Annotated in this window: 11 protein-coding genes; 3 read left to right on the top strand and 8 right to left on the bottom strand. The window is 64.9% G+C overall.

All coding sequences use genetic code 11. From position 1 onward, the window contains the following. Positions 1-47: 47 nt before the first annotated feature. Both AYB31_RS12955 and AYB31_RS12960 read left to right on the top strand, forming a co-directional pair. A complete protein-coding gene (locus AYB31_RS12955) occupies positions 48-2540 on the top strand; it encodes a circularly permuted type 2 ATP-grasp protein (protein ID WP_068829107.1) in 2493 nt (830 codons plus the stop codon). Positions 2541-2640: 100 nt separating this feature from the next. Next, complete coding sequence (locus tag AYB31_RS12960) at positions 2641-3558, top strand: transglutaminase family protein (RefSeq protein ID WP_068829108.1); 918 nt, start codon at positions 2641-2643, stop codon at positions 3556-3558. Positions 3559-3797: 239 nt separating this feature from the next. On the opposite strand, the gene AYB31_RS12965 is transcribed toward AYB31_RS12960, so the two are convergent. The 7 genes from AYB31_RS12965 to AYB31_RS12995 form a co-directional block, all read right to left on the bottom strand. Beyond that, positions 3798-4883: an endonuclease NucS domain-containing protein gene (locus tag AYB31_RS12965; RefSeq protein WP_068829109.1), complete on the bottom strand. Its 1086-nt coding sequence runs from the start codon at positions 4881-4883 to the stop codon at positions 3798-3800. 17 nt (positions 4884-4900) lie between these two features. After that, a complete protein-coding gene (locus tag AYB31_RS12970) occupies positions 4901-6625 on the bottom strand; it encodes a restriction endonuclease subunit S (protein WP_068829110.1) in 1725 nt (574 codons plus the stop codon). Further along, on the bottom strand, positions 6622-8091 hold the full coding sequence (locus AYB31_RS12975; RefSeq protein WP_068829111.1) for a type I restriction-modification system subunit M: 1470 nt from the start codon (positions 8089-8091) through the stop codon (positions 6622-6624). Before AYB31_RS12975 ends, AYB31_RS12970 begins: the two co-directional genes overlap by 4 nt. Positions 8092-8102: 11 nt before the next feature. Beyond that, positions 8103-8828 carry a nucleotidyl transferase AbiEii/AbiGii toxin family protein gene (locus AYB31_RS12980; protein WP_068829112.1) on the bottom strand — a complete coding sequence of 242 codons (726 nt, stop codon included), beginning with the start codon at positions 8826-8828 and terminating at the stop codon, positions 8103-8105. Continuing rightward, positions 8818-9378: a MarR family transcriptional regulator gene (locus AYB31_RS12985; RefSeq protein WP_330220003.1), complete on the bottom strand. Its 561-nt coding sequence runs from the start codon at positions 9376-9378 to the stop codon at positions 8818-8820. The genes AYB31_RS12980 and AYB31_RS12985 overlap by 11 nt, the downstream gene beginning before the upstream one ends. Before the next feature lie 78 nt (positions 9379-9456). Beyond that, entirely contained in the window at positions 9457-11832 is a 2376-nt protein-coding gene (hsdR, locus tag AYB31_RS12990) for an EcoAI/FtnUII family type I restriction enzme subunit R (RefSeq protein ID WP_068829113.1), read from the bottom strand. Between the two features lie 63 nt (positions 11833-11895). Then, positions 11896-13140 (bottom strand): TIGR03862 family flavoprotein, encoded by a 1245-nt coding sequence (locus AYB31_RS12995; RefSeq protein ID WP_068829114.1) that lies wholly within the window; start codon positions 13138-13140, stop codon positions 11896-11898. Between the two features lie 120 nt (positions 13141-13260). Here AYB31_RS12995 and AYB31_RS13000 point away from each other — a divergent pair, with 120 nt between their 5' ends. Further along, positions 13261-14394 (top strand): aminotransferase class V-fold PLP-dependent enzyme, encoded by a 1134-nt coding sequence (locus tag AYB31_RS13000; protein WP_068829115.1) that lies wholly within the window; start codon positions 13261-13263, stop codon positions 14392-14394. A gap of 95 nt (positions 14395-14489) precedes the next feature. Here the strand turns inward: AYB31_RS13000 and AYB31_RS13005 are convergent, their stop codons facing one another. Further along, positions 14490-15410, bottom strand: coding sequence for a histone deacetylase family protein (locus AYB31_RS13005; RefSeq protein ID WP_068829249.1), 921 nt, complete (start codon positions 15408-15410; stop codon positions 14490-14492). Between the last annotated feature and the right edge of the window lie 164 nt (positions 15411-15574).

Below are 15574 nucleotides of genomic sequence, written 5' to 3' on the forward strand. Positions count from 1 at the left end.
ACCCTCTCCCTGGGGAGAGGGGTAGCGCTGCCACTGCCGAGATTTTCATGCCCGACCTGCTTGCCGACTACCCGCGCGCCGACGCGGCCTACCACGAACTGCTCGACGCCGATGGTCGGGTGCGCCCGCACTGGCGGCGCCTGCTCGACCAGTTGCAGCGCAGCAGCCCGGCGCACCTGCAGCAGCGCCAGGCCCTGCTGGCGCGGCAGATCCAGGAAAACGGCGTGACCTACAACGTCTACGCCGACCCGGATGGCGCCGACCGCCCCTGGGAGCTGGACCTGCTGCCGAATCTGATCCCCGCCGAGGAGTGGCAGCAGATCGCCGCCGGCGTGGCCCAGCGTGCCGGTTTGCTGAATGCCGTGCTGGCCGACCTGTACGGCCCGCAGCAGTTGCTGGCCGAGGGCCTGCTGCCGGCCGAGCTGGTGTTCGGTCACGACAACTTCCTCTGGCCCTGCCAGGGCATCCAGCCGCCCGGCGGCACCTTCCTGCACCTGTACGCGGTGGACCTGGCCCGTGCGCCGGACGGCCGCTGGTGGGTCACCGCCGACCGTACCCAGGCGCCTTCCGGTGCCGGCTATGCGCTGGAGAACCGGCAGATCCTCTCGCGCGCCTTCCCCGAGCTGTACCGCGACCTGCGCGTGCAGTACCTGGCCGGCTTCTTCCGCACCCTGCAGGACACCCTCGCGCGCCAGGCACCGACCACCGGCGAGACGCCGCTGGTGGTGCTGCTCACCCCGGGGCGCTTCAACGAAAGCTACTTCGAGCACCTGTACCTGGCGCGCCAGCTCGGCTACCCGCTGGTCGAGGGCAGCGACCTGACCGTGCGCGACGCCAAGCTCTACCTCAAGACCCTGGCCGGCCTGCGCCGCGTGCATGCGGTGCTGCGCCGCCTGGATGACGACTTCTGCGATCCGCTGGAACTGCGCACCGACTCGGCCCTCGGCGTGCCCGGCCTGCTGGAGGCGGTGCGCCAGGGCAATGTGCTGGTGGCCAATGCGCTGGGCAGCGGCGTGCTGGAGTCGCCGGGGCTGCCCGGCTTCCTGCCGGCCATTGCCGAGAAGCTGCTGGGCGAAGAACTGCTGCTGCCCTCCATCGCCAGCTGGTGGTGCGGTGAGCCGCCGGTGCTGGAAGAGGCGCTGGACAAGCTCGACGAGCTGCTGGTGCGCCCGGCCTTTCCCTCACAGAGCTTTGTCGCCCAGTTCGGTCGCGACCTGGACGAGGCCCAGCGTGAGCAGTTGGCCGAGCGCATCCAGGCGCGCCCCTACGCCTATGTCGCGCAAGCGCGTGCCCGGCTGTCGCAGGCACCGGTGTGGCTGCCGGAAGAGGGCGGCCTGGCACCGCGCGCCATCGGCATGCGCGTGTTCGCCGTGGCCAGCGCCGACGGCTACCGCGTGCTGCCGGGCGGCCTGACCCGAGTGGCCGCCGACGCCGACGCCGAGGTGGTGTCGATGCAGCGCGGCGGGGCGAGCAAGGACACCTGGGTGCTCGGCGAGCGTCACCCCGGCGGTGACCCCTGGCAGTGGCTGCGCCCGCTGGGCGTTGCCGACCTGGTGCGCAGCGACCCCTATCTGCCATCGCGAGTGGTGGAAAACCTGTTCTGGTTCGGCCGCTACGCCGAACGCTGCGAGGACAACGCCCGCCTGCTGCGCATCATGCTGAGCCGCTACGTCGATGACGACGATGACCCGCAGGCCATGCAGGCGGTCCTGACCCTGGCCGAAAGCCTCGGCCTGCTACCGGGTTCCGGCGCGGGCAGCCTGGAGCAACGTCTGTTCGACGCCACCCTCGGCGCCGAGTGGCCGGCCAGCCTGCGCGCCTGCCTGCAGAGCCTGCAGTGGTCGGCCGGCAGCGTGCGCGGCAAGCTGTCCCAGGCCAACTGGCAGGCCCTGCTGGAGCTGCAGCGCGAGGCCCAGGAGCTGGATGGTCAGGACGCCGATTTCGGCGAGCTGCTGGATTTTCTCAACCGCCTGCTGATGTCGCTGGCGGCGCTGTCCGGTTTCGCCCTGGATGACATGACCCGTGACGATGGCTGGCGCTTCCTGGTGATCGGTCGCTGCATCGAACGCCTGCAGTTCCTCTGCGACAGCCTGGCCGGCTTCCTGCGCAGCCGTGCGGTGCAGGACCAGTCGGCGCTGGAATGGCTGCTGGAGCTGGGCAACAGCAGCATCACTTACCGCACCCGCTACCTGGCCAGCGCCCAGCTGATCCCGGTGCTCGACCTGCTCCTGCTCGACGAGCAGAACCCGCATGCGGTGATCTTCCAGCTGCGCCAGCTGCAGCGCTCGCTGGAGCGCCTGGACGAGAGCTTCGATTTCGCCAGCGACCCGCGTCTGCAAGAGCTGGCGCAGCGCCTGGCCGGTTTCCGCCTGGCCAGCCTGGAGGGCACCCTGTTCGGCCCCTCCGGCATGCGCGCGGTGCTGGGTGGCCTGGCCGACCTGCTGCAGCAGATATCCGCGGCCTCCGGCGATGTCTCCGATCGCCTGGCCCTGCGCTTCTTCGTGCACGTGGACGCCAGCCAGAGGACGCAGTCGACATGAGCTTGCCTCGTATCCTTCGGCGGTCCGACCGCGAGACGGCTTGCTTCCAGCCCCCAGGTTCCGGGCACAATCCGGCCCCACTGCCCGCGGAAAGCCGTCGATGACCCGCTCTCGCGCCTATCAGGTTCTGCATGACACCCACTATCGCTACTCGGCACCGGTTTCCCTGGCCCAGCAGCTGGCCCACCTGTGGCCGCGCGACTACCTCTGGCAGCGCTGCCTGGACCGCCACCTGACCGTCACCCCGCACCCCTGTCAGCGTCTCGATGGCCTGGACGTGTTCGGCAACCCCCTGACGCGCCTGGCCTTCGAGCGCCCCCACGAGCAATTGCGGGTGATCGCCAGCCTGCGCGTCGAGGTGCTGGCCCGCGAAGGCCTGCAGCTGGAAGACTCGCCGCCCTGGGAGGAGGTCGTCGCCGCCCTCAGCTACAGCGGCCAGGCGGTGCCCGACGAATTACTGGAAGCCATGCGCTATCGCTTCCAGTCGCCCTACGTGCATCTCAAGCGCGCGTTCGCCAGCTACGCCGCCGACTGCTTCACGCCCGGTCGGCCGCTGCTGCTGGCGGTGCAGGCGCTGATGCAGAAGATCTTCCGCGAGTTCACCTTCGACGCCGCCGCCACCCAGGTGGCAACCCCGTTGCTGCAGGTGCTGGAGGAGCGCCGCGGCGTGTGCCAGGACTTCGCCCACCTGATGCTCGCCTGCCTGCGTTCGCGCGGCGTGGCGGCGCGCTATGTCAGCGGCTACCTGCTGACCCAGCCACCGCCCGGCCAGCCCCGCCTGATTGGCGCCGACGCCTCGCATGCCTGGGTCTCGGTGCACTGCCCGCGCCAGGGCTGGGTGGACTTCGACCCGACCAACAACCTGCTGCCGGCGCTGGAACACATCAGCCTGGGCTGGGGCCGCGACTTCGCCGACGTCTCGCCACTACGCGGCGTGATCCTCGGCGGCGGCAGCCACGACCCGGATGTACGGGTGACGGTGACCCCGCTGAACGAGCCGCTGCCGGCGGTGGGGTGAGCGGTCTGGCCTGAACGGCCCAGGCGTCCGGCGTTTGTCTCCCTTCTCCTGCCGGGAGAAGGGCTGGGGATGAGGGTGTTGCCGGCCACTCGAACCAGTTGTTGCCCCTGAGCGCCTCACCCGCGCGGGGCGCGCCAGCTCTTTCCCTTGCTCGCAGTCCGTAGCCCGGATGCAATCCGGGGCCGGAGTTGCATGCTCCCCGGATTGCATCCGGGCTACGGCGGAAAAAGCGGAGAGTACTAGCCAGCGATACCGAAGCGTTTCTTGAGCCGCTCCACCGTCCAGCGCCACTTGGGCGTGGTCGGGCGGCAGATGGTGTTCTGGTTGCCGAACAGGCCGACCTCCTTCACCGCTTCGCTCAGCGGCAGGCTGTGCAGCCATTGCACCGGCACGAAGTATTCGCAGCGCTCGGGGTCGTCGATCTGCTCTCGGTGATAAAGGGCTGCATCGAGCACGTCCAGGGCAGGGCGCTCCTCGCCGTTGTGCAGCAGGCTGAATTCGGCGGCCGGTGTGGCGTGGCCGGTGACCTTGGCCACGCCCACATAACCGGCACCGGGCACATTGACCCAGATGCGGTCGCCAGGGGCGAGCATTTTCAGGCTATTGCTGTACCAGCTACCGCCACCGCCGCAGACGAAACCGTAATGGCGCGCCTCGGCCCAATTGCGATGTTCGGCGTCGCCAAAGGAGCAATAGAACTCGCCATTCCAGGGCTCGGCCGGCATGCCGGGTTTGCTCGCGCTGCTGGCTTGCGGCGCCTCGCTGGGGTCGAGCAGCCAGGCGCGGCTGATCAGTTGCTGATCGCCCAACTGGAACACCTGAAAGCACAGCACGTTGATGGCGATATCGCGCTCGCTCAGGTAGCCGACGATGCGCTCGCTGCTGGCATCCAGCTCGGCGGCGACGATGACGATCTGATGGCTCTGGTTCAGTGCCTCGGCCTCCAGCGGCGCGCCGAAGCGCGCCTGGAAGTCCGCTGCCAGGTCGGCGCCGGGCTTGAAGCGCTGGTAGATGGCTTCGATATCGTTGGCCTGCAAGCGCTCGACCCACACCGCATAGTCCAGCGCCTGCGCCACCACCTCGCGCGGGGTGCGCTCGCGCTTGAGCTCGATCAGCACCAGCGAGGCATCCGGCGCCAGCGCCAGCAGGTCAATGCGCCCACCCTGCCCAGTGCTTTCCTGGCGGCCAATCAGCAGCCAGTCCTCGGAGAGCAGCGCCGGAGCGCTGACGATCATGTCCTCCAGAAACTGTTCGCTGGCGAGCACGGCGTTTTTCAGCGGCGCCGGCTGCGCGCCGACTGTCCAGATTTGCGTGCGAATGGGCATCCCTGCACTCCTATTGCTTAGGCCACGGCCTGCTCGACCAGGGCATTGGCCAGTTGCTCATGCACCTGACGGGCCTGGGTAAGGCGGGCTTTGAGTTGGTCGCAGAGGATCACTAGTTGATCGACCTTGGCGACGATGCGGTGCTGTTCCGGGAGCGGAGGTACAGCAATTGGTAAGCTAAGAATCTGCTCGCGCGAAACGTTCTTCATGGAGCTGCTAGTGCCTCCTGCTACCCGGGCATAGTACTGGCGAGCATGTGTGGCACTGTTTACTAAGTTTAAATAATGGGCATCACAAAGTTTTGTCAGCCTCAGCCTTACGATCTTGTCACTTAGCATCAAACGGCTCGGTGTCGAATCCACCACGACACTACGTGCTACGAGCTCCGCAGTGTTGGCGCGGGAAACTAGGAAATCGCCTTCTGCAACCTCATGCTCGGGTCGGGCTTCCAAGCTCACTGGAAGCGCCTTGTTTTCCTCGGGGCGGTAAACACCCCATGAAACGGCACTGACTTTCAGAACCCCCCAGTCGTTTCCTTCCCGTGGCCTCGGTTCGCAACTAGGACTCCAACCAGCACCACTTTCAATCACCTGCTCACCCAAACGGCTCCACTCCCACCCCGTTGCTAGCTCAAACAGCTTCTCTTCCTCAGTGATCTCTGCAAGCTGCTTCTGCTTTCTGATTTTGCCTTCTGCAATCAAAGTCGCCTTTTCCTCGGCAATCCGCTTCAGCAGCTCACTGGCCGGCTCATCACTGGGATTTTGCGGCACCAGTTTGCCCATCACCGCCAGTTGCAGCAGGGTTTGCTTGAGGGCGTCGATGCTGGATTCGGTGGTGAACAGGGTGTGGAAGTGTTCGGACAGGCGCTGCCAGCTTTGCGCAAAGTCCCCGGCGTCGCGGGCCTGGGTCAGGCTGTCCAGCAGCGCCTGCACCAGTTGGGCGTGGGCGCTGTCGGCATCGGCCTGCTGGGCTTCCAGCCGGTCACACAGGGCCATCAGCTCATCGACTTTGGCGATGATGCGGTGTTGTTCGGCGAGGGGCGGAACCGGAACAAGCAGGCGGGGTATATCACCCAGATTCAGCTTATTTGTATGGCTACCTCCAGCCTTAATCTGGTCATACTGACGGTACATCAAGGGACTTGATAGCACGCAGTGAAAATACCGGGAAAGCTCCGTTTTCTTCGGCAGTTTCAATAGACCAACGCTCACGAATAAGCTGAAGGGAACCTCCGTATCCACAATGGTTGGCCGTCCAAGCGTGCCAATCCTGCATAGCAAAATGTCTCCCCGTTCAGGGTTGCAGCGTGCATTTATTGCTATGTGCTCTTCTTGTGAAATGTATTTGCAGTTATCAAAAGAAATAGTTGTCCCATCAATGTCTTTCACAGAAATGAACGGGACGCCTGAGCTTATATACGTGGGGGTATGGTGTGTTCCGTCAGTAATAAGCAATGCCAGCGTCGCTGTACTGGCCCATTCCCATCCTGCAGGTAACTCAAAGGGTTGGTCTTCTTCAGCTATCGCCGTCAGCGGTTTTTGCTTTTTGATTTGGCCCTCAGCCACCAAGCGCGCCTTTTCCTCGGCAATGCGCTTGAGCAACTCACTGGCCGGCTCATCTCTGGGATCTTGTGGTACCAACTTGCCGCGTACCGCCAGTTCCAGAATCAGCTCGCGCAGCTTTTTGATGCCATTAGGCGCACCCGCCAGCAGCGGAAGGTTGTCGGTCAGCAACGCCGTCATACCTGGCGCTCCAGAGCTTCGGCCAGCACCGCCTTGAGCTGGTCGCGCAGATCGCTGATTTCGCCTTGCAGGGCGGCGTAGTTACGCAGCAGCTTGTCCGGGTCATGGCTGATCTGCTCGCCCACATGCGGGTTCTTGCAGTCCAGGTTCCAGTTGCGCGCCTGCAGCTCCTCGACGCTGACCTTCCAGGCAAACTCATTCTCCACCCGCGCGGCAAAGCCATCGGCCTCGCAGCCCCACCAGGCTTCCTCGACCGCGAACTCCTCGATGCGCATGGGCTTGGTCTTGGAGTAGCTCTTGTAGCCGGCCGGGTACTGGTGCTCGTAGAACCACACCTCTTTGGTTGGCGTGCCCTTGGTGAAGAACAGCAGGTTGGTCTTGATGCCGGTGTAGGGATTGAACACGCCGTTGGGCAGGCGAGCGATGGTGTGCAGGTTGCACTCGGTCAGCAGCTTTTCCTTGATACGGCTCTTGATGCCTTCGCCGAACAGGAAGCCGTCCGGCAGCACCACGGCGGCGCGGCCACCGTCTTTCAGCAGGTGCATGATCAGCACCAGGAACAGATCGGCGGTTTCGCGGGTGCGGAAGGCGGCGGGGAAGTTGGTTTCGATGCCGTCTTCTTCCATGCCACCGAACGGCGGGTTGGCGACGATGCAGTCGACCCGCTCGCTTGGCCCCCAGCTGATCAGCGGACGGCTCAGGGTGTTGTCGTGCTTGATCTGGCTGGGCACCTCGATGCCGTGCAGGATCATGTTGGTGGTGGCCAGCAGGTGCGGCAGTGGCTTTTTCTCCACGCCGAAGATGCTGGCCTGCAGGGCGCGTTCGTCCTCGGCGGTTTTCACGTAGCGGCTGCGCTTGTGTTCGATGCTGCAAGTGAGGAAGCCGCCTGTACCACAGGCCGGGTCCATCACCTTCTCGTGCAGCTTGGGGTCGACCATGCGCACCATGAACTCGGTGACCGGGCGCGGGGTGTAGAACTCGCCGGCGTTGCCGGCGTTCTGCAGGTCGCGCAGCAGCTGCTCGTACATGTCGCCGAAGGCATGCCGCTCCTGCGCCTTGTTGAAGTCCACGCCCTCCTGGATCTTGTTGATCACCTGGCGGATGAGCTGGCCGGACTTCATGTAGTTGTAGGCATCCTCGAATACGCCACGCACCACGTAGGCGGCTGGTGTGGTGCTGTATTCGTGGAGGTTCTGCAGCTGCGGGAACAGGTTGTTGTCGATGAAGTGCTTCAGCTCGTCACCGGTGATGCCTTCCGGGTCGGCGGCCCAGGTGCGCCAGCGGCAACTCGCGGGCAGCGGCGAGCGGTAGGCGTCGTCCATCAGCTCCCATTCCTGTTCGCGGTCATCGAAGATCTTGAGGAACAGCATCCACACGAGCTGGCCGATGCGCTGGGCGTCGCCGTCGACGCCGACGTCCTTGCGCATGATGTCCTGGATGGATTTGATGGTTGAGCTGATGGACATGGTGGTTTCCGTTACGGCTGGGCCGGAGGCACGGCGAGGGCCTCCAGGCGCTGAAAAATGAGTTCTTCCCGCGCCTGCTGCTGGCGGGCGGCGGATTGCACGGCGTAGGCGAAGTCGCGGTGTGCGAGCAGTGCAGTGATGGCCTGGGCGATGTACTGGCGCAGGTTGGGTTCGGCCTGAGCCAGTTCATCCTGCAGGCTGTCGCGACCGTCCACCACGGCGAGGATGTCTTCGATATCGCGGCTGGCCAGCGGGTCGTTATGGCCTCTGCCGCGATAGGCCTCCAGCTTGGTGGCGAGGAAGTAGCCGGGGGTGACGACGCGGATTAGGGTGCCGGAGGGCAGGGCATGATCTGCGGCGGTCTGCAGGGCGTCGCGGTACCAGCGGTTGGTGAAGTTGAGGATGTCCTCGTCGTCGGGCATGAAGTCAACAATGAGGTCGCGTCCGGTCAGGGCATTTGGCAGGCGCATACGGCAGATGACATCGTCTTCCGGGGATTCCCTAAAGCCACGTTCGCGTAGTTCGTCGAGCAGGCGCTGCCATTTGCCGTAGCCGAGCACATGGACGATCACGTCGACATCCTCGGTAAAGCGCACCGCTTCGCGGGCGAAGGCATCGGTAATCAACAGTGCGGTGGTGCAGCCACCAACGAAGGCGACCTGGCGCAGCAGCTCCGGCCCCAGGGCGTCGGCCACGGTTTGCAGCATCTGCTCCTGGATGCGCCATTCAGCGGCCATTGGCTTCGCCTCTTAACTGTTGCTCCAGCAGCTCTCTGGCCAGGCTGGCCTCGCGCTCGTTGCCCAGGCGGATGGCGTCGACCAGGGCGAGCATGGCGTAGAGGCTTTCGTCCTGGCGTGCTGCGTTGGGCACGCTCTTGAACAGCGGCTCGACCGCCTGGCCCATATCGCTGCCATGGGCATCTTCCCAGACCGGAATATGCTCGCCACCGGACAACAGCTTGCCGGCCAGCACCGGTGCGGCATGGGCGGTGGCCAGGCCGCGCACGATGGGCCCCGGCCGAACCGGGAAGACGTACTTCAGGCCGTGGCCGAGAAATTCGTTGAGGGCACGAGTGTTGGGGCGCGGGATGCCGCTATCGCGCTCCAGCTTGGCCAACCCGGCCGCAATGCAGCGGTTGAGGGCATTGCTGACCTCGGATTTGCTGATGCCGGTGGACTGCTCCAGCGCGCGCATGGAGAAGTGCTCCGCCGCCTGTTCGGCAGCGTGCTGCTGATTTTCCAGGCTGGCGAGCTTGAGTAGCAGCAGGATGTCTTGGCCTTTCATCATGAAATGTCTTCTCCGTCCACTGTCTATGGACAGAGGACAGTCTGGTGGGCCGGCCAGCCGGCTGTCAACGCTCGTCGATCAGGCGCTTGTGCCGTAGAGCTGGTCTTCCAGTTCATGAATGGCTTGCTGGTAGCCGGGCTTGCCGCCGAATGCCTTGACCAGTTCGAGGGGCGCGCCGATCTGGCTGAAGGGGTCGATCTTGAGAATCTGCATGTCCTCGATGCTCTCGATGCCGGTGTCGGCATATTTATCGAGCAGCGCTTCCAACACCTGGCGGGCAGCGCCGGAATACTTGGCGAAGTAGTTGCGTTTCTTCACCTGTTCGGCGCGTTCCTTGCGGGTGAGCGGCGGCTGGTCGAAGGCGACATGGCAGACCAGGTCGAAGGGGTCGAGGGGCTGGCCGCGCTTGGCTTCGACCTCTTCGGCCAGGGCTTCCCACATCACGCCCTGGGCGGCCATTTCGTCGATGATGGCCTTCTTCTGCTCGGCATCGCTCCAGCGACGGAGGAAGTCATCCAGCGAGGCGAACTGCTTCTTCACACAGGCGCGGGTGTAGTCGCGCAGGGATTCGGTGATGAGCTTGCCGTCCGGCCCGTAGTACTGCACGCGCTCGGCGATGACGTAGACCGGCACTCCGGCGACAACATACTTAATGCGTGGCTTTCCGACGCCACCTTCGCCAGGTCCTGCGGTGGTGGTGGGGCCCTCTTCGCCACTGCCTGGTTGCCCAGTGCTGCCACCTTCAGGCTCATCGGGAGGTACAGGGGGCTCGCCAGAGCCCGGCTCGTAGATCACCACGGGCTCGCCATCGAACGCCGGGTCGGCGAACAGTTCGGTGGCTTTCTTGAAATCCATGATGGTGAACCAGAACTTGCCGTAGTCCTCGTTGATACGAGTGCCGCGACCGATGATCTGCTTGAACTCGGTCATCGACTTGATGTGCTGGTCGAGCACCACCAGCTTGCAGGTCTGGGCATCGACGCCAGTGGTCATCAGCTTGCTGGTGGTGGCGATGACCGGGTAGCGCGCTTCCGGGTCGATGAAGTTGTCCAGCTCGGCCTTGCCTTCCTGGTCATCGCCGGTGATGCGCATGACATACTTGCGGTTCTCGGCGATGCGCTTAGGGTTGAGGTTGACCAGGGCCTGGCGCATGCGCTCGGCGTGGTTGATGTCGTCACAGAAGACGATGGTCTTCTGGAACGGATCGGTGGCCTTGAGAAACTCGCTGACCTTCTGCGCCACCAGCTGGGTGCGCGCTTCGATGACCAGATTGCGGTCCATGTCCTTGAGGTTGTAGATGCGGTCTTCGATCAGCTCGCCGTTCTTGTCGCGCATGCCCTTGGGCGGGCGCCAGCCTTGCAGGTCTTTGTCGAAGTCGATGCGCACCACCTTGTAGGGAGCGAGGAAGCCGTCCTCGATACCTTGCTTGAGGGTGTAGCTGTACACCGGCTCACCGAAGTAGGTGATGCTGGAAACCTCCTTGGTTTCCTTCGGGGTGGCGGTGAGGCCGACATGGGTGGCGTTGCTGAAGTAGTCGAGGATTTCGCGCCAGGCGGAGTCTTCGGCGGCGCTGCCACGATGGCATTCGTCGATCACTATCAGGTCGAAGAAGTCCGGAGAAAACTGCTTGTAGATGTTCTTCTCTTCTTCGGCGCCGGTTACGGCCTGGTAGAGCGACAGGTAGATCTCGTAGGAGGTGTCGATCTGGCGCTTGGCGATCTTGGTCATCGCCGAGCCGAAGGGCTTGAAGTCGTTGTTCTTGGTCTGGTCGACGAGGATGTTGCGGTCGGCGAGGAAGAGGATGCGTTTCTTCTGCTTCGACTTCCACAGACGCCAGATGATCTGGAAGGCCGTGTAGGTTTTGCCGGTGCCGGTGGCCATCACTAGCAGCACGCGATCCTGACCGCGCGCGACAGCCTCGACCGTGCGGTTGATGGCATTCATCTGGTAGTAGCGCGGCATGCGCCCGGAGCCGTCGTCGTAGTAAGGGGCTTCGATCCGCTTCTGGGCTTGGTCGTCCAGGCCCTTCCACTGGCAATAGCGCTGCCAGAGTTCGTCCGGGCTGGGGAATTGATCGAGGCTGAGCTCGGTTTCTACCTGCGCACCAGTGGCGGTGCGGTCGTGGAACAGGAAGCCATCGCCGTTGCTGGAAAACACGAAGGGCACATCCAGCGCCTCGGCATAACCCAGTGCCTGCTGCATACCTGAGCCGACGGAGTGTTTGTTGTCCTTCGCCTCGATCACGGCGATGGGCAGGTTCTTCTGGTAGCTGAGGATGTAGTCGGCACGCTTGCGCTCACCGCGACTGTGCAGTTTGCCCCGCACCATGATGCGCCCGGCGGTAAATCCGAACTCTTCCAGCACCTGCTTGTGCATGTCCCAACCGGCACGCTGGATCGCCGGGGCGATGTACTTGCTGCAGATGTCTCGTTCGGAGAGCGACTTCTTATCCATGCTTTCTGCATCCCTGAGGCTCGCCGAGGACTTTATCAGACGGGCGTGAGGCTGTGACAGGAGTCACGGGCGGCGCTGGTGCAGCCACTCTAGCGCGCCCAGCCCCGCTGCCCGACCGCTGGCGAAGCAGGCGGTGAGCAGGTAGCCGCCGGTGGGGGCTTCCCAGTCGAGCATTTCGCCGGCGCAGAAGGTGCCGGGAACGGCGCGTAGCATCAGCTGTTCGTCCAGCGCTTCAAACGGCACGCCACCGGCGCTGGAGATGGCTTCGTCCAGCGGGCGGGTGCGCAGCAGTTCGATGGGCAGGGCCTTGATCGCGCGGGCCAGGCGGGCCATGTCGGTCAAGTCTTCGGCACGGGTCCGCTCGCGCAGCAGCGCGGCCTTGGCGCCGTCCAGGCCGAGCTGGCGGTGCAGGTGCTTGGCCATCGAGGCCGAGCCGCGTGGCTTGCTCAGCAGTGCCTCTACTTTCTCGAGGCTGCGATCCGGCTGCAGATCCAGGCGCACAAGGGCGCGGCCGTGCTGCTCGATGCAGTGGCGAATGCCGGCGGACAGCGCGTAGACCAGGCTGCCTTCGATGCCGTGCTCGGTGAGCACGAATTCGCCACGTCGCGGCGGCTCACCATCCAGCGCCAGGGTCAGGTTCTTCAGCGGTGCGCCGGCGAACTTGCCGCGCAGGTGCTCGCTCCAGCCGGCCACTTCGAAGCCGCTGTTGGCCGGGCGTAGTGGCGAGATTTCGACCCCGCGCTGCTCCAGCAGTGGCACCCAGGTGCCATCCGAGCCGAGCCGCGCCCAGCTGCCGCCGCCCAGGGCCAGCACGCAGGCACCGGCCTGCAGTAGGCGTTCGCCGTCTGGCGTGGCGATGCGCAGCGCGCCGCTCTCGTCCCAGCCCAGCCAGCGGCTGCGGGTGTGGATGACCACGCCCGCCTCGCGCAGGCGCTTGAGCCAGGCGCGCAGCAGCGGTGCGGCCTTCATATCGGTTGGGAACACTCTTCCTGACGTGCCGACAAAGGTGTCGATGCCCAGGCCGTGAATCCACTCGCGCAGTGCGTCGGCATCGAAGTCCGTCAGCAGCTTGGCGATCTCGCCTTCGCGTTCGCGGTAGCGGGCGAGAAACGGCGCCTTGGCCTCGGAATGGGTGATGTTCATCCCGCCGACCCCGGCCAGGAGGAACTTGCGCCCGACCGAGGGCATGGCGTCGAACAGCTCTACCCGCACGCCGCCGGCGGCCAGCACTTCGGCGGCCATCAGCCCGGCGGGGCCGCCGCCGATAATGGCGACAAGGGGGGATGGGCGAGTGCTGGAATCGGTCATGGCGGGGCAGTGCTGAGCGGCGGGAATACGGCATTCTACCCGAGGCTCAGTCTGCCAGCCTTGTCATCTGCGCGGGCTTAGGGCAGGGTCTGGGGCTCCATCCAGTCAAGAGCGTGTGTTATGTCCGGCCTCTATCCCAGTGTCGATCCCGATGGTCTGATCGAGTATTCGGTGGTCTACACCGACCGTTCCCTCAACCACATGTCGCAGTCCTTCCAGGGCGTGATGCGGGATATTTCCAGCACCCTCAAGCAGGTCTACAACGCCCACGCGGTGGCCGTGGTGCCGGGTAGCGGCACCTTCGGCATGGAGGCGGTGGCGCGCCAGCTGGCCACCGGGCAGAAGACCCTGGTGATCCGCAACGGCTGGTTCAGCTACCGCTGGACGCAGATTTTCGAGATGGGCCAGATCCCCGCAGCCTCCACCGTGCTCAAGGCCCGCCCGGTGAGCGCAGAGGCCCAGGCTGCCTATGCCCCGGCACCGCTGGACGAGGTGCTGGCGACCATCGCCGCCGAGAAGCCGCAGGTGGTGTTCGCCCCGCATGTGGAAACCTCCTCGGGGATGATCCTGCCGGACGACTACCTGCGCGCCGTGGCCGATGCCGTGCACGCGGTGGGTGGTCTGTTCGTGCTCGACTGCATCGCCTCCGGCACCCTCTGGGTGGATATGCAGGCCTGTGGCATCGATGTGCTGATCAGTGCGCCGCAGAAAGGCTGGAGCGCCTCGCCGTGCTGCGCCCTGGTGATGCTCAGCGAAGCCGCGCAGGCGCGCGTCGAGGCGACCCAGAGCAGCAGCTTCGCCTGTGACCTGAAGAAGTGGTTGCAGATCATGCAGGCCTACGAACAGGGTGGCCACGCCTACCACGCGACCATGCCCAGCGATGCCCTGGCGCGTTTTCGCGATGCGATGAAGGAGGCCGAGGCCAAGGGCTTCGCCAAGGTCTGCGAGCAGCAGCGCGAGCTGGGCCAGCGCGTGCGCGCCATGTTGGCGAGCAAGGGCTTCAAGAGCGTCGCCGCCGAGGGTTTCGAGGCGCCGGGCGTGGTGGTCTGCTACACCGACGACGCGCAGATCAAGAACGGCAGCAAGTTCGCCGCGCTGGGCCTGCAGATCGCCGCGGGTGTGCCGCTGCAGTGCGACGAGCCGGCGGACTTCCAGACCTTCCGCCTCGGCCTGTTCGGCCTGGACAAGCTGGGCAATGTCGAGCGCACCGTCGCCACCTTGGAGCAGGCGCTTAACAAGGTGCTAGAAGGGTAAGCCCCCTCTCCCAAAGGGAGAGGGGGTCTGCGTACTTTCAGACGACTCTGTCAGCTCCCTCTGGGAGAGGGTTGGGGTGAGGGAGTGTCAGGCGGTCAGCGCAACCCCGCCGCGCGCCACACCCGCGCGGCGCTGTGATGCAGGATGCCGTGGCGGCGGGCGAGCAGGGCGCGGTCCTTGTCGTAGCCGCCGCCGATCAGGCCGACCACCGGGATATCGCGCTCCAGGCAGTGGCGCAGCACGCTCTCGTCGCGCGCGGCAATGCCGGCGTCGCTGAGCTGCAGATAGCCGAGGGCGTCGTCCCGGTGCACGTCGACACCGGCGTCGTACAGCACGATATCCGGCTGATACAGGGCCAGCAGATAACCCAGGCTGTCGTCGACCACCTTGAGGTAGTCGGCGTCGCCCATGCCGATCGGCAGGCCGATGTCCCAGTCGCTCCGGGCCTTGCGCGCCGGGAAGTTCTTCTCGCAGTGCAGCGATACGGTGATGGCGTCGGTCACGTTCTCCAGCAGGCGCGCGGTGCCGTCGCCCTGGTGTACGTCGCAGTCGTAGATCAGCACCCGGCCGACGCGGCCGCTCTCCAGCAGGTAGCGGGCGACGATGGCCAGGTCGTTGAAGATGCAGAAGCCGGACGCTTCGTCGTAGTGCGCATGATGGGTGCCTCCGGCCAGGTGGCAGGCCATGCCGTGCTCCAGCGCCAGTTCGGCAGCCAGCAGCGAGCCGCCCACCGCGCGTACGGTGCGCCGCGCCAGGGGCTCGCTCCACGGCAGGCCGAGGCGGCGCTGCTCCTGATAGGTCAGCTCGCCGCTGGCGAAACGCTCGATATAGGCCGGGCAATGGGCCAGGGCGAGCACCTCCGGCGGGCAGGCCTGCGGGCGATGCAGTTCGTCGTCACGCACCAGGCCGCTGTCCACCAGGTGGTCGCGCAGCAGGCGGAACTTCTCCATCGGGAAGCGGTGATTGGCCGGGAAGGGCGGGCTGTAGTCGTCGTGATAAACCAGCGGCAGCATAATGAGCACTCAGAACCTATTTACGATCTCCTGACTCGCGGCCATACCGCGTTAAAAACAGTCTCGGAATGCTCATTTACAGCTCGTAAACTCCGCTTCCTCGACCGTTTTTTCCTTGTCTGGCTCTAATTCAGAAAATCGTAAACAGGTTCTATCAAAGGTGTGCC

The organism is Pseudomonas sp. BMS12 (genome assembly GCF_001592875.1).
GTDB lineage: Bacteria > Pseudomonadota > Gammaproteobacteria > Pseudomonadales > Pseudomonadaceae > Aquipseudomonas.

Excerpts from the sequence above, each read along its gene's own strand:
- AYB31_RS12975 (WP_068829111.1), bottom strand. The coding sequence starts at position 8,091 with ATGTCCATCAGCTCAACCATCAAATCCATCCAGGACATCATGCGCAAG.
- AYB31_RS12965 (WP_068829109.1), bottom strand. The coding sequence starts at position 4,883 with ATGCCCATTCGCACGCAAATCTGGACAGTCGGCGCGCAGCCGGCGCCG.
- AYB31_RS12995 (WP_068829114.1), bottom strand. The coding sequence starts at position 13,140 with ATGACCGATTCCAGCACTCGCCCATCCCCCCTTGTCGCCATTATCGGC.
- AYB31_RS12970 (WP_068829110.1), bottom strand. The coding sequence starts at position 6,625 with ATGACGGCGTTGCTGACCGACAACCTTCCGCTGCTGGCGGGTGCGCCT.
- AYB31_RS12980 (WP_068829112.1), bottom strand. The coding sequence starts at position 8,828 with ATGGCCGCTGAATGGCGCATCCAGGAGCAGATGCTGCAAACCGTGGCC.
- AYB31_RS12985 (WP_330220003.1), bottom strand. The coding sequence starts at position 9,378 with ATGATGAAAGGCCAAGACATCCTGCTGCTACTCAAGCTCGCCAGCCTG.
- AYB31_RS13000 (WP_068829115.1), top strand. The coding sequence starts at position 13,261 with ATGTCCGGCCTCTATCCCAGTGTCGATCCCGATGGTCTGATCGAGTAT.
- AYB31_RS12960 (WP_068829108.1), top strand. The coding sequence starts at position 2,641 with ATGACCCGCTCTCGCGCCTATCAGGTTCTGCATGACACCCACTATCGC.
- AYB31_RS12955 (WP_068829107.1), top strand. The coding sequence starts at position 48 with ATGCCCGACCTGCTTGCCGACTACCCGCGCGCCGACGCGGCCTACCAC.
- hsdR (WP_068829113.1), bottom strand. The coding sequence starts at position 11,832 with ATGGATAAGAAGTCGCTCTCCGAACGAGACATCTGCAGCAAGTACATC.